At 45.5% G+C, this 13,493-nt stretch carries 14 protein-coding genes and 3 pseudogenes; 11 read left to right on the top strand and 6 right to left on the bottom strand.

Features of this window, described 5'->3' with window-relative positions; genetic code table 11:
• The first annotated feature begins 2 nt into the window (after nucleotides 1–2).
• Together CW740_RS06295 and nhaD are read left to right on the top strand one after the other, a co-directional pair.
• Entirely contained in the window at nucleotides 3–365 is a 363-nt protein-coding gene (locus CW740_RS06295; RefSeq protein WP_106646722.1) for a cupredoxin domain-containing protein, read from the top strand.
• Between the two features lie 325 nt (nucleotides 366–690).
• On the top strand, nucleotides 691–2,094 hold the full coding sequence (gene nhaD, locus CW740_RS06290) for a sodium:proton antiporter NhaD (RefSeq protein ID WP_227523798.1): 1,404 nt from the start codon (nucleotides 691–693) through the stop codon (nucleotides 2,092–2,094).
• A 16-nt stretch (nucleotides 2,095–2,110) separates the two neighbouring features.
• Here the strand turns inward: nhaD and CW740_RS06285 are convergent, their stop codons facing one another.
• From CW740_RS06285 to CW740_RS06275, 3 genes are all read right to left on the bottom strand, one after another.
• A complete protein-coding gene (locus CW740_RS06285) occupies nucleotides 2,111–2,851 on the bottom strand; it encodes a HesA/MoeB/ThiF family protein (protein ID WP_106646720.1) in 741 nt (246 codons plus the stop codon).
• Between the two features lie 134 nt (nucleotides 2,852–2,985).
• Nucleotides 2,986–4,602 (bottom strand): BCCT family transporter, encoded by a 1,617-nt coding sequence (locus tag CW740_RS06280; protein ID WP_188459691.1) that lies wholly within the window; start codon nucleotides 4,600–4,602, stop codon nucleotides 2,986–2,988.
• 9 nt (nucleotides 4,603–4,611) lie between these two features.
• Complete coding sequence (locus CW740_RS06275; protein ID WP_106646719.1) at nucleotides 4,612–5,715, bottom strand: hypothetical protein; 1,104 nt, start codon at nucleotides 5,713–5,715, stop codon at nucleotides 4,612–4,614.
• 250 nt (nucleotides 5,716–5,965) lie between these two features.
• Here CW740_RS06275 and CW740_RS06270 point away from each other — a divergent pair, with 250 nt between their 5' ends.
• The 4 genes from CW740_RS06270 to CW740_RS06255 all read left to right on the top strand — a co-directional run bounded on the left by CW740_RS06270 (nucleotide 5,966) and on the right by CW740_RS06255 (nucleotide 8,782).
• A complete protein-coding gene (locus CW740_RS06270; RefSeq protein WP_157826404.1) occupies nucleotides 5,966–6,784 on the top strand; it encodes an FRG domain-containing protein in 819 nt (272 codons plus the stop codon).
• 30 nt (nucleotides 6,785–6,814) lie between these two features.
• On the top strand, nucleotides 6,815–7,315 hold the full coding sequence (locus tag CW740_RS06265) for a hypothetical protein (protein ID WP_106646717.1): 501 nt from the start codon (nucleotides 6,815–6,817) through the stop codon (nucleotides 7,313–7,315).
• Nucleotides 7,316–7,543: 228 nt separating this feature from the next.
• A complete protein-coding gene (locus CW740_RS06260) occupies nucleotides 7,544–8,137 on the top strand; it encodes a hypothetical protein (RefSeq protein ID WP_106646716.1) in 594 nt (197 codons plus the stop codon).
• 390 nt (nucleotides 8,138–8,527) lie between these two features.
• Nucleotides 8,528–8,782: a hypothetical protein gene (locus tag CW740_RS06255; protein WP_106646715.1), complete on the top strand. Its 255-nt coding sequence runs from the start codon at nucleotides 8,528–8,530 to the stop codon at nucleotides 8,780–8,782.
• Nucleotides 8,783–9,047: 265 nt separating this feature from the next.
• Here CW740_RS06255 and CW740_RS06250 read toward each other — a convergent pair.
• Together CW740_RS06250 and merR are read right to left on the bottom strand one after the other, a co-directional pair.
• Nucleotides 9,048–9,467: pseudogene (locus tag CW740_RS06250) on the bottom strand (Tn3 family transposase); the annotation flags it as partial.
• A gap of 18 nt (nucleotides 9,468–9,485) precedes the next feature.
• Nucleotides 9,486–9,908 (bottom strand): Hg(II)-responsive transcriptional regulator, encoded by a 423-nt coding sequence (gene merR / locus CW740_RS06245; RefSeq protein WP_106646713.1) that lies wholly within the window; start codon nucleotides 9,906–9,908, stop codon nucleotides 9,486–9,488.
• A 71-nt stretch (nucleotides 9,909–9,979) separates the two neighbouring features.
• Between merR and merT the strand changes: the two genes are divergently transcribed.
• The 5 genes and pseudogenes from merT to CW740_RS12440 form a co-directional block, all read left to right on the top strand.
• The gene (gene merT / locus CW740_RS06240; protein ID WP_106646712.1) at nucleotides 9,980–10,330 is read left to right on the top strand and encodes a mercuric ion transporter MerT; all 351 of its coding nucleotides are present in this window, start codon (nucleotides 9,980–9,982) and stop codon (nucleotides 10,328–10,330) included.
• 16 nt (nucleotides 10,331–10,346) lie between these two features.
• Entirely contained in the window at nucleotides 10,347–10,622 is a 276-nt protein-coding gene (gene merP, locus CW740_RS06235) for a mercury resistance system periplasmic binding protein MerP (protein WP_106646711.1), read from the top strand.
• Nucleotides 10,623–10,647: 25 nt separating this feature from the next.
• Nucleotides 10,648–11,055 (top strand): organomercurial transporter MerC, encoded by a 408-nt coding sequence (gene merC / locus CW740_RS06230; RefSeq protein WP_000522993.1) that lies wholly within the window; start codon nucleotides 10,648–10,650, stop codon nucleotides 11,053–11,055.
• Between the two features lie 38 nt (nucleotides 11,056–11,093).
• Nucleotides 11,094–12,776, top strand: a complete 1,683-nt coding sequence (merA, locus tag CW740_RS06225) for a mercury(II) reductase (RefSeq protein ID WP_106646710.1) — start codon at nucleotides 11,094–11,096, stop codon at nucleotides 12,774–12,776.
• 17 nt (nucleotides 12,777–12,793) lie between these two features.
• A pseudogene (locus CW740_RS12440) lies at nucleotides 12,794–12,871 on the top strand (transcriptional regulator MerD); the annotation flags it as partial.
• Nucleotides 12,872–13,149: 278 nt separating this feature from the next.
• Here the strand turns inward: CW740_RS12440 and CW740_RS06220 are convergent.
• Nucleotides 13,150–13,344, bottom strand: a pseudogene (locus CW740_RS06220) (Tn3 family transposase); the annotation flags it as partial.
• Nucleotides 13,345–13,493 lie beyond the last annotated feature (149 nt).

Genomic DNA, 13,493 nt, shown 5'->3' with positions numbered 1-13,493 from the left:
ACATGAATTTACTGGTTATAAACATAATTGGCTTAGCACTGATAGCGCTTATTATTTATTGGTTCTGGATTTATAAACCTAAGAATGTCCAGGCAAAAGATCAGGATGTAATTAAAATCATCGTTGAAGATGGTGTGTATCAACCCGCCCATATCAGTGTTCCAGTGGATACTGAAATTAGCTTGGAATTTTTACGAAAGGATGAAACACCTTGCGCAGAAATGGTGATTTTTCCTGAACTTGATATCAGTGAAAGCTTGCAAGTTAATAAGACAAAAAGCATCAAGCTGAAAAAACTGGAGAAGGGCAATTATCAATTTCACTGCCAGATGCAGATGTATAAAGGCGAGTTGGTGGTTGAGTGAGCTAGATTCCGGCTCGTAGGCCGGAATGACAAGCCGGTTTCGATGATCTGTATCAGGTCAGCAGCGCTCAACAAAGTCTTGTCATCCTGAACTTGATTCAGGATCTGCTTTTTTCTATCTATAAAACAGCTGGATTATAAAACCAACTGCTACTCGTATGCACTGTTACAAAAGGGTGCCCCACCAGGTAATAAACCAACCCATAACCTTTACTTATCCCACCCCATACAACAAATACTACAAAAACATTGATTTAGATCTATGACATCTAGCTATAGATACCTATAATTGCGCCACCTTAAAAAAGATAGCCATGGTCATCACCATGAAAAAGCATTCATATTTTCTATTTTTAGCTTTATTACTCTTTCCTTTTCAATTGCTTGCAGCAGATGTCTCAACCAATACTTTACTTAATTTAACCGACCATTGGGTTGGCTTTTTAGCCATAGCCATCTTTGTTCTAGCTTATTCGCTGGTTATTTTCGAAGAAAAAATTCACCTGAGAAAATCTAAACCGATCTTGGTTGCAGCAGGTTTAATCTGGCTGGTCATTGGGATTGTCTATCATCAGCATGGTATGTCTCAGCTAGCTGAAGAAGCGGTGCGCCACAACTTCTTGGAATACGCAGAGCTATTTTTCTTCCTACTTGTGGCGATGACCTATATCAATGCCATGATTGAACGTGATGTCTTTGACGCTTTGCGTGACTGGTTGGTCAATAAAGGTTTTACCTACAAGCAGCTGTTCTGGATGACCGGGATTCTGGCATTCTTTATTTCACCAATAGCCGATAACCTGACCACAGCATTGATCATGTGTTCTGTTGTATTAGCAGTCGGGAACGGTCATGCAAAATTTGTTGGCCTTAGCTGCATAAACATTGTGGTTGCAGCTAACGCAGGCGGTGCTTTTAGCCCGTTTGGTGACATCACAACACTGATGGTCTGGCAAAAAGGTATGGTTGAATTCTCAGAATTCTTTGCGCTATTTATTCCATCCTTAGTTAATTTCCTGGTTCCGGCAATTATCATGCAGTTTGCGATAATGAATGGTAAACCTAAGCCAATAGAAGCGGGGAGTCATGCGCAGATAAAGCAGGGTGGCTTAATCATTGTAGGTCTATTCCTGTTAACTATTATTACAGCGATTTCGTTCCACAACTTCCTGCACTTGCCACCAGCTATCGGTATGATGCTCGGACTTGGATTCCTGAAGTTCTATGGCTTTTTCTTACGCAAACAACACAAAAAAGAAACTGAAGAAAATCCTACTAGCGTATCAACTCAAAGGCCTTACGATATTTTTGACCGTATAGCACAAGCCGAGTGGGACACATTGTTCTTCTTCTACGGTGTGATTCTGGCCGTGGGTGGTTTAGGTTTCTTAGGGTACTTAGGCATGGCATCAAGCTATATGTATGGCGAACTTGGAGCAACACCAGCTAACGTTTTAGTCGGTATATTGTCATCCATTGTGGATAATATTCCAGTCATGTTTGCGGTGCTGACTATGCAACCAGATATGTCGCATGCGCAGTGGCTACTGGTGACATTAACTGCAGGTGTTGGTGGTAGTTTACTTTCGGTCGGCTCAGCAGCAGGTATTGCATTGATGGGCCAGGCACGTGGCCACTATACATTCATGACTCACCTGAAATGGACGCCAGTGATTGCCTTAGGTTATGCAGCCAGCATTTGGGTCCATATCTTGATTAATGGCTCTTGATAAGCGGTGATGCTGATCAAGAACAGACTGGGCAGCTGATATCTTTAGCGACTTTCATTTTTCTAAAGTCAAAGCTTAAGGCATCGTAAACTAGTAGCTGCCCGTCCGCTACCTGGCCTGCACCGGAGATGATTTTTAAGGCTTCTGTCGCTTGTAAAGTGCCTATGGTTCCTACTACAGGTGATAGAACACCTTGATCAAAACAGTTTTCATCAAGCTGAATGTCTGGTTGGTAAAGACATTGATAGCAAGGCGATAATTCATTGTAATTAAACACTGCTACCTGTCCTTCAAATCTAATAGCAGCACCTGATACTAAGGGCTTAGCATGCTTCACTGATGCTCGGTTGACTGCAAATCGAGTCGCAAAATTATCACAACAATCAATCACCACATCGACTTTGGCGATCATTGATTCAAGTTGTTCTCCTTCGAGTTTATCAGCAATGCATGTTACCTGAACCCACGGATTTAAATGCTCAATGGTTGACTTAGCTGAGTCGACTTTTGTTTGATTTAAGCTGTTGAGTGTATGAATTATCTGGCGTTGCAGGTTTGAGCGTTCAACTTTGTCATGGTCTGCAATATATAGGTGACCAACTCCCGCAGCAGCCAGATACAAGGCAACTGGCGAGCCTAAGCCTCCCATTCCTATGATGAGAACTTTAGATTGTTTGATTCTTGCCTGACCCTCTTCATCAATTTTAGGCAAGATAATATGACGGCTATAGTGAATAAGCTCTTGTTCTGTAAGCATGTTTAATAACTCGATAATTTAGAGTGCAAAGTATGGCACAAATAAACAGAGTAAAAAACTGCGCTCCTCTCCTATAAATGATAAGGATAACTGGCCAAATTAAAGCCCCTGACGGGGCTTTTTAAATTAATTTTCTAGTCATCTGCATTTTTATAATTAAGGTTGTAGGCAGCTCTTAACCCAATAAATAAACTGACACACATCAGAAGCAGCACGATAGAGAAGGGCAGACCAACGGTAATCGCCGCAGCCTGCAAAGCACCCAAAGCCTCTTTTCCGCCACCAAAAAGCAGTACAGCGGCAATAACGCCTTCCATCACTGCCCAATAAACTCTTTGAGTGACTGGTGCATCAACCTTACCGCCAGCGGTAATACTGTCGATAACCAATGATCCTGAGTCAGAGGAGGTGATAAAGAACACCAAAACCAGGATAATTGCGATGATTGAAGTAACGATACCATAAGGTAAATTTTCCAACATTTGGAAAAGAGCCAGTGACTTGTCTGTAATGCCATTAGCTAATTCGCCAACTTGATTTTGGACTTGCTCTAAACCCATTGTGCCAAATGTGGTCATCCACACAGCGCTTAAAAGTGTTGGGATAATTAGAACTGCAGCAATAAACTGCCTTACAGTTCGACCTTTAGAAACTCGTGCGATAAACATACCCACAAATGGCGACCATGAAATCCACCAGGCCCAATAGAAAATTGTCCAGCCGGTATAAAAAGTCTTATCTTCTCTACCAACCCAATTGCTCAACGGCACAATATTCTCAATATACACCCACAAAGTTTTACCAATTCCATTAAGAATGAGCACAGTGGAGCCTGCAATAATCACAAAAATCATGAGTAGGGCAGCTAACGACATGTTGATGTTACTCAGAACTTTTACTCCGCCCTCTAGGCCTCTGATAACTGAGAATATAGCAATGACGGTAACCCCAAATATGATAGCCATTTGTGTTGTAATGTTATTAGGAATGTCATTAAACAGATAATGCAGACCACCTGCCGCCTGTTGCGCACCAAATCCTAACGAAGTCGCTAAACCAAATATCGTGGCTAACACGGCAATGGTATCGATGACATTGCCGACCGTACCCCAAACACGCTCACCGAATAACGGATAAAAGCTGGAACGAATGGTTAGTGGCATGTTGCAGTTATAGGAAAAGAAGGCGAGGGAGAGGGCAACGACCGCATAAATACCCCAGGGATGTAGACCCCAATGGAACATGGTCGCACCCATCGCTAATTCACGAGCTTCTGGAGTTCCGGGCGGCACATTGAAGGGGGTTCCAGCCCAGTTGGTGTAATAGCCAACAGGTTCTGCCACACTCCAGAACATTAACCCAATACCCATACCAGCAGCGAATAGCATGGCAAACCAGGACAGAACACTAAAATCCGGTTTCGCTTTTTTACCGCCGATACGGATTTTACCGTACGGCGACAACAGCAACACAATACAGAAAATCACAAACACGTTACCGCTGATCATAAACAACCAATCAAAATTTTCGATAGACCAAGACTTGGCTGCCTCATAATAAGCCCCGGATCTGTCGGGAAATAGCAGGGTTAAAAGAACAAAGAAGATAACGAAAAAAGATGATGCAAAAAATACCGGGTTATGCAGATCCATACCCAGTATTTCGACATTGTTTTCGCCTATTTCATGATCAGTATCAAACCTTTCATGCAATGGATTTTGCGGAGTATTAGGGTCGTTTTGTTGACTCATGGATTCTCCCTAGAAGTAATAACCAATGTTAATGTTTAGGCGTGAATGCCACTTTTCAGGCCCATCGTAGACACCTATACCAGGTCCGCCAGCAAACCACATGTTTTTACCAGCGATCCAGTCAATATAAGTATAAAGACCACCTTTTATGAGGGTGCAACCAGTGACGTTTTGAATTGAATCTGTGAGTTGAAATTCATTGGGTGTAGCGGTGTAGGTAAAGTCGTTATAGCAGACAACTCTATCAACAAATTCATTTCCGATATCAAAGGACTTAGCCACATTAAAGCTGGTAACGTTTGCTTCAGTGGCAATTTCGAAAGGGAAATCAAATGCCGACATGGCAATTCGACCGTCAGCAGTCTGTAATTCAGGCGCCTGCTCAAAATCGTAATAAATATGCTGTAATTGAAGATTCCAGCTACCAAAATGGCCATCAAAATGAACAGCGCCTGCGTAATGGTTTCCTAAAGAGTTAGTCGTATTATTTCTGATTTTTCCTGCTTGAAGGGAAGCGCCTATCGTATGATCGCCCAATGCATATTGCGCTCTAAAATTAGCCTGGCCATCCTCTTTATTATCACGTCCATCAATGCTCGCAATATCAAATGAATAACGCCCATAACGACTCGAATCATCGTATTCGCTATTAAAGAAGTAGGCCGTATCAAAGGTCCATTCATCAACGGTATGTGTCCATTTGACTCCAGTATCGTAATCATCCTCGAATCCGAGGTAATAAGTACCGCCAAACCAGAATCCATGCGAGGCATAGGGGCTAATACCGAAAGGCACCTGACTGACGCCAGCGACTACCGTATCCTCATCACTGAATCGATATCCAATTTCAGCATGATGAACCGCATCAAAGGTTTGATAGAAACGAAACTGAGCATCAACAAACCAGTTACCACGAATCACATCAACATCAACAGCAAACAACTCAAAGTCAAAAGCACCGTCGTCATCATCACCATAATCTTTCCAGTTATAGTTCAGACGGACAGCGCCACCAATATTAACATCAGTTTCTTCTTCAGCGGACACAGCGGTAGGTTGGAAAGCCAGAAAGCTTAAAGAAAGGACAGTTAGAGCAGATAAACAATGTGACATGCGATCTCCCTGAACAGCAAATATCTCTTAACCACTATACAAGCTGGGTGGGATAGATCAAATGTGGGGCACTCAAACTTCAAGCATGTATTGCATAACTTATAATTATCAATAAGTTATATTGCTTACAAGCCATTAAAGATGGAGGTGAGTATTGAAACTATCTTTTTTTGATTTTTTTGAAAAAAAATGAGATTTTACATTTCATAAATTAGTTAGAAATGTTTTTTGAATGGGTAGAGAGAATAAAATGATTGAGGAAACAACTATAAGAAGCTGGAATAGCTTAATGAAAAAGTTTGAAGAAATATCAATGCATGGTGATATGTACAATGGGTTCAGTGTTTTATTCAGAGGAGAAGGGGATAAAAAATGGGGGATTAGGTCAACACTAGAAAGGAGAGCGGGGGCAAAAACTTTTGATCTAGTTAATTATTACAACAGGATAAATCATTTTATTGATGAACTTAATTCCTTCAAGAATGAGAAGTGGGAACTCCCAAGAGGAGGAATAGAAGAAATTAGAAGAGAAGTTTTAAGTGAAAACACTAGAAGCAGTAATTTAGAGCTTTTATGGTTAGAGCTGTTGATTTATTTACGTCACCATGGTTTTCCTTCTCCATTAATAGATTGGTCGATGTCACCTATAGTAGCACTATATTTTTGTTTAAAGGATATGAAGGGAGAATGCGATGGAGCAGTATACTGCTTTCAAGAGAACTTTAGAGAAAGTAATGGTAGGGGAGTTTCATCACCTATAACAAATGTGATTGGGCCTTATATAACTACCCATAGAAGACACTTTTTACAGCAGGCTAATTATACAGTTTCTGGTGTAAAGAATTATTACGGAGAAGGATTAGCATTAGAGTCTGTAACGTTAATGAATTTCATGGATTGCCTTAGAGATGAGTCAAATAGACACAAGGTCACAAAAATTATAATAAAAAACAAATTTAGGAAAGAGTTTTTAAGAAGAATAATGGATTTCAACATTAATGATTATGTTTTATTTAACTCTGAAGACTCATTAATAGAAACCTTCGCTTGCAAATCATTTGATATTTAAACTTTTGAAATAATAATTATGGAGATAGTCATGGATGTTTGGGTTCCAACGATTTCAGTAGTGGTAGGGTATTTTCTTTATGCTGCTATAGAATTTATAAAATCGAAGTTAGTATCTAATCAAATAGATAACGATAAAAAAAGAGAGTATTACGAGAAACTTTATTTAGAGTATAAAGAAATCCTCCTTAATTTTATTGTTGATAGCGAAGAGTTAATAAGAGAAATAATGATAATAAGGTCAAGAATTAAAGGCGGTGCAGAAGTTAACTTTGATAAAGCTACTGATTATTACTTAAATGGTTATAGGTCTTTAAATAATTTACAACTACTTATTAACAATCTTGCTCTTGTTGAGTCAGCGAATAGTTATTATACAGTGCTAACAAATGCATATATGAAATTAAGAAGAAATGAAACTAAAATATTAGAGAAAGAAAATGATTTATTTTCTAAATTTCAAATTCAAGTTAGGGAATATTTAAACGACCTAAGGAAAAAAGGTTTTGGGCTGGATGAGCATGAATTATAGTAAAAAAGTGTTTAGCAAAAGGAAATTAATGGGAACAGAGCAAATTACTTAAATCATACTAGAGTGGGGCGGTTAACTGCCCCTTTCCTCCTTCAGCGATAATTGTAAATTCATTTCCAAATCCGTCCTTTTTTCTTGTCGTCCAGTCTCTGTAGGCGTAGATTTTTAAATTAATAATAAAAGCACTAATAACAAACCCACTAAACCTACGCTGAAAGGAGAAATATCATGTGTGATCTTGATATATTTTATGGGCTTTTAATAGCAGCCCAGGTAGCTCTTATTGCTGCCATAGTCGCGGTTGGAGCGGCAGCAGCATCAAACGCTGGATTTTTCACGGTTGGAGCCGCACCTGTTGCTATGACCGTGGCGTCAGTTGCTTTAGGAGCGTCAATTGCATCTTTAGGAGGTGCGAGTTACGCCTTATACGACTTTTGGGAGTGTGCAGGTAGTCCCGACGAGTGTTCAGCAATCTTTGCGAGCTTAGAATCAGCCCTTGCTGGACTCATGGCTGACTTAGCAGTCGCGCTGGTAACATGCCTAGGGCTTATCGGTGTCATGGCAGCGCCATTCGTTGGCGCAGCTGCAGCTATCGCATTTCTAGCAGTTCTAGGGATTTACATTGCAGTCTTTGGCACAGCGATTTATTTCCTAGAAGAGCTAAAATCCTGCATTGAATCTGTTCCAGCATCAACGACAGGACCGTTAGCTGAAGCTGTACCGTTTATTTACTTTTATATATTGATACCAATTACTGTAGTGACGTTAGCAGTGACTGTGTACAAACGTAAGAAGAAAACCAATATAACTCACCATAATTAAAATCCTGATTAGCAAGCCAGTTGTTGGGTATTAATCAATGACTGGCTTAGCAAAATCTATGAAAATAGCATCCCAAACGCTCAATAGAGCATTATCCATGCAGAACCTTGTCCGACCATATACACAACCATATGTTCGCATAACTTATATTATGTTAAATTAGTGATAAGAGTCAAAAGCAAAGATAAATTCTTCTCATTTATGACCAACTAAAACACTTCACTTTTAACAACTAAAGTACTTCAATTACAACTAATACGCTTCAAAGCACGTAGGATTACAAGTAAATTAGTGCAAAATTCATATAGAGAATTATGTTCTATAACGGCTTGATAACAGGCATTAAATATGTGATTAATAGAGCTCGATACCCTTTCTCGACAATACAATATGCAGGTACATGAGTTATTTCTAGAAATTATCAATCGAGATGATCCTAAACTCACCCTAGCATTTAATAAAGATGACAAGTGCTGGGGCTGGTATGGCTACGATGGGATGGGTAGGTATGTATTTCTTGAAATCAAAAACCAGGAAATCCTAAGTTCAGCCGAGTATTACTTCGAGCAGAATCTACTTCATAAGATTAAAGATGTATACGCTGTAGAGAATGGTTGTGAATGCACCTTATATGAAATTGCTTAAGCAACATCTCAGTCTTTAAATCTGTCAAAATATCATTATTAGAATCGTTTAGATGCCCTGCTCTTTATATGTGGCGTGATATTTTAGCTCTATGCGTGGCGTGAGTGGTTCCAATCCTGATATTGCATAGCTACCCTATTAATATTTCAATTCGATGTAAAACGGTACATACTCTATTTGTTCTAGTCTCCACTCTTCCCTACTAAACGAGGATCGGCCGGGATTCCGGTAAAATACAGCCACTTCTCTTCCAACCTGTTGAAACTTATTTGATATTTATCTTGTAACTCAATGGGGAAATCTTTCTTTTAAGGTCGACTGCATAGTCACCAAAGCGATTAATATAACTATTTCGGTACGGTGAAAAACCAGCTAATATCTCATCAGTTATCTCATATCCTTCTTGCTGCAAATCATTAAGTATCCGCGTCATTAAATCAACGTTATTAAGAATTACTAGGTTTGCAACGAGCTGATTGTATTTGATTACTTTGCGTTGCTCATATCTCAAATTCTGCGCTATGATCCCTTCTCCTCCAAAAAATAACCACTTCGTAAAGCCGTTAAATTCTTCGCTTTTGTTGGTCGCAGCGTTAATCGTCTGTCTTAACTCTATGTCGCCAATAAAGTTTAAAAGAAAGTTAGTTCGCACGGCTCGACTTAGCTCCCGGAAGGCAAAATTCAACCCGTGACAACCCCGCACCTAGACCGCGAGCTTCGTTCCGTCTTGCAGCGACGCAATCAGCGGACAGGACACGCTCCCCTTCCGCGCATGGCAGGCGCAAACCAGTTCAGACAGCACGGCCTCCATGCGCGCCAGGTCGGCTATCTTCTCACGCACGTCCTGAAGCTTGTGCTCGGCCAAGTGGCTGGCTTCCTCGCAGTGGGTGCCATCGTCCAATCTGAGCAGTTCGGCGATTTCATCCAGGCTAAAGCCCAGCCGCTGGGCTGATTTTACGAACCGCACCCGCGTCACATCCGCCTCGCCATAGCGGCGAATGCTGCCATAGGGCTTGTCCGGTTTCGGCAGCAGGCCCTTGCGCTGATAGAACCGGATGGTCTCGACGTTGACCCCGGCCGCCTTGGCAAAAACGCCGATGGTCAGATTCTCAAAATTGTTTTGCATTTCGCTTGACTCCGTACATGGCTACGGAAGTAAGCTTAAGCTATCCAAATCAAATTTGAAAGGACAAGCGTATGTCTGAACCACAAAGCGGGCGCGGCGCACTCTTCGCCGGCGGACTAGCCGCCATTCTTGCGTCAGCCTGCTGTCTAGGGCCGCTGGTCCTGATCGCCTTGGGCTTCAGCGGGGCATGGATCGGCAACCTGACGGTGCTGGAACCCTATCGCCCGATCTTCATCGGCGCAGCGCTGGTCGCGCTGTTCTTTGCCTGGCGGCGCATCTACCGTCCGGCAGCCGCCTGCAAACCGGGGGACGTGTGTGCGACTCCCCAAGTGCGAGCGACTTACAAGCTCATTTTCTGGGTCGTGGCCGCGCTGGTTCTGGTCGCGCTCGGATTTCCCTACGTAGTGCCACTTTTCTATTAACCCACAGGAGTTCGCCATGAAAAAACTGTTTGCCTCTCTCGCCCTCGCTGCCGTTGTTGCCCCCGTGTGGGCCGCGACCCAGACCGTCACGCTGTCCGTACCCGGCATGACCTGCCCCACCTGCCCGATCACCGTCAAAATGGCGATTTCCAGGATTGAAGGCGTTGATAAAGTTGACGTTACCTTCGAACCACGCGAAGCGGTTGTCACCTTCGATGATACCAAGACCAGTGTGCATGAGTTGATCAAGGCCACTGGCGATGCGGGCTACCCGTCCAGCGTTAAGCAATGAGCCACTGAGTCCGAACCTGGCGATCATGGGACTGATTACACGCATTGCCGACAAGGCTGGCGCGCTTGGCAGCGTTGTTTCCGCGATGGGATGCGCTGCCTGTTTCCCGGCTATCGCCAGCCTGGGCGCGGCCATCGGCCTTGGCTTTCTACAGGAATACGAAGGGTTGTTTATCTCCAAGCTGCTGCCGCTGTTCGCAGTCGTGGCTTTGCTGGCGAATGCACTGGGCTGGCTGAGTCATCGGCAATGGTACCGCAGCCTGCTCGGGATGGTCGGCCCAGCCATCGTGCTGGCGGCCATGCTCTTGTTTTTTGGCAATTGGTGGACGGCGAACCTCCTCTATGTCGGTCTGGCCTTGATGATCGGGGTGTCGATCTGGGATCTGCTCTCACCGGCCAACCGCCGCTGCGAACTACCACCCAAACACGGCTAACTGCATTGGCAGTTGCCGAAACGAAAAGGAACGATGCAATGTATTTGAATATCACCGGAATGACCTGCGACTCGTGCGCGACACATGTCAAGGACGCCCTGGAGAAAGTGCCGGGCGTGCTGTCGGCGCTCGTGTCCTACCCGAAAGGCTCCGCGCAACTCGCCACCGATCCCGGCACCTCGCCAGAGGCGCTGACCGCCGCTGTGGCCGGCCTCGGCTACAAGGCCACACCTGCCGATGCCCCATCCACTTCAGCGCGGGGCAGACTGCTTGGCAAGGCGCTGGGATGGCTGGGCGGTGGCGACAAGGCTGGTGGTGATGGGGACGGACTGCACGTCGCCGTTATTGGCAGCGGCGGAGCCGCGATGGCGGCGGCGCTGAAGGCCGTCGAGCAAGGTGCGAACGTCACGCTGATCGAGCGCGGCACCATCGGCGGTACTTGCGTCAATGTCGGCTGCGTGCCGTCCAAGATCATGATCCGCGCTGCCCATATCGCCCATTTGCGCCGTGAAAGCCCATTCGACAGTGGCATCGCGGCGACTGTGCCTGCGATTGATCGCAGCAAACTACTGGCCCAGCAGCAGGCGCGCGTCGATGAGCTGCGCCACGCCAAGTACGAAGGCATCCTGGACAGCAACCCGGCCATCACCGTGCTGCATGGTGAAGCGCGTTTCAAGGACGACCAGAGCCTTGCCGTCCGTTTAAACGATGGCGGCGAGCGTGTGGTGGCGTTCGACCGCTGCCTGGTCGCCACGGGTGCCAGCCCGGCCGTGCCGCCGATTCCGGGCCTGAAAGAGTCACCCTACTGGACTTCCACCGAGGCCCTGGTCAGCGACACCATTCCCGAGCGCCTGGCCGTGATCGGCTCGTCTGTGGTGGCGCTGGAACTGGCGCAAGCCTTTGCCCGGCTGGGCAGCAAAGTGACGATCCTGGCACGCAGCACGCTGTTCTTCCGCGAAGACCCGGCCATCGGCGAGGCCGTTACAGCCGCGTTCCGTGCCGAAGGGATCAAGGTATTGGAACACACGCAAGCCAGCCAGGTCGCGCATGTGGACGGCGAATTCGTGCTGACCACCGGGTACGGTGAAATACGCGCCGACCAGCTGCTGGTCGCCACTGGCAGGGCACCGAACACGCGCAGCCTGGCATTGGAAGCGGCGGGAGTCGCTGCCAATGCGCAGGGGGCCATCGTCATCGACAAGGGCATGCGCACCAGTACGCCACACATTTATGCGGCTGGCGACTGCACCGACCAGCCTCAGTTCGTCTATGTGGCGGCAGCGGCCGGCACCCGTGCTGCGATCAACATGACTGGCGGCGATGCGGCCCTGGACCTGACCGCAATGCCGGCCGTGGTGTTCACCGACCCGCAGGTCGCCACCGTGGGCTACAGCGAGGCGGAAGCACATCACGACGGGATCGAGACCGACAGTCGCACCTTGACCTTGGACAACGTGCCGCGTGCGCTTGCCAACTTCGACACACGCGGCTTCATCAAGCTGGTCATCGAGGAAGGTAGCGGACGGCTCATCGGCGTGCAAGCGGTGGCCCCGGAAGCGGGTGAACTGATCCAGACGGTGGTGCTCGCCATTCGCAACCGTATGACCGTGCAGGAACTGGCCGACCAATTGTTCCCCTACCTGACCATGGTCGAAGGGCTGAAGCTCGCGGCGCAGACCTTCAGCAAGGACGTGAAGCAGCTTTCGTGCTGCGCCGGATGAGGAAAAGGAGGTGTTCAATGAGCGCCTACACAGTGTCCCGGCTGGCCCTTGATGCCGGGGTGAGCGTGCACCCCAGGCGGCTACGGCTTGTTCGATGACTACCGGAAGTATACGCCGCTTACGGCCGAGTATACGTAACAGTTGTGTTGGTGTGGCTATAGGGAATGGATGGTATTCAGCCACACTGGGGGATGTGGCTGGCGTGGCGATTATGCCATGCAGGCATCGCAGTGATAATGTTTGCTCCAAGATGATTCAAATCGCACGCAATACTAATCTCTACTACTATGACCGCGTTTTAATTGTATCAACATTATTAATCAAATACTTAAACTACTTTTTGTGAAAAAAATTTAGAATCCCGTTGCTACCTCAAATTAATACCAAGCAGATAGGCTAATCCAAACACCGGTGTGCTTTGTGCTTGCGTATCCCCATGTAAAGTATCTGGCTGAATTTGTGATTCGTTTTTAAGAAGTCCATCCAGAATATAAATGGCTTCGTGTACACCACATGGAATAAAGTGGCTAAACAATGCGATGTATTTATCAGATACATGATAGTAACCAAACTTAACCATGATAGAAGGTTTGAAACTGTGTGCGCAAACCTTTGACAAGGATGTGGAAGAACTGCCCTGTTGTGCCGGTTGAGGATTCACTAATGGAACATCTTGCAATAAACGGTAGTTTTACTTTAACGGGAGAGCAATCTGTA

The sequence above is a fragment of the Kangiella profundi genome, assembly GCF_002838765.1.
Classification (GTDB): Bacteria; Pseudomonadota; Gammaproteobacteria; order Enterobacterales; family Kangiellaceae; genus Kangiella; species Kangiella profundi.
The sequence above is the reverse complement of the archived record's forward strand: the minus strand, read 5'-3'. Positions and strand labels throughout refer to the sequence as shown.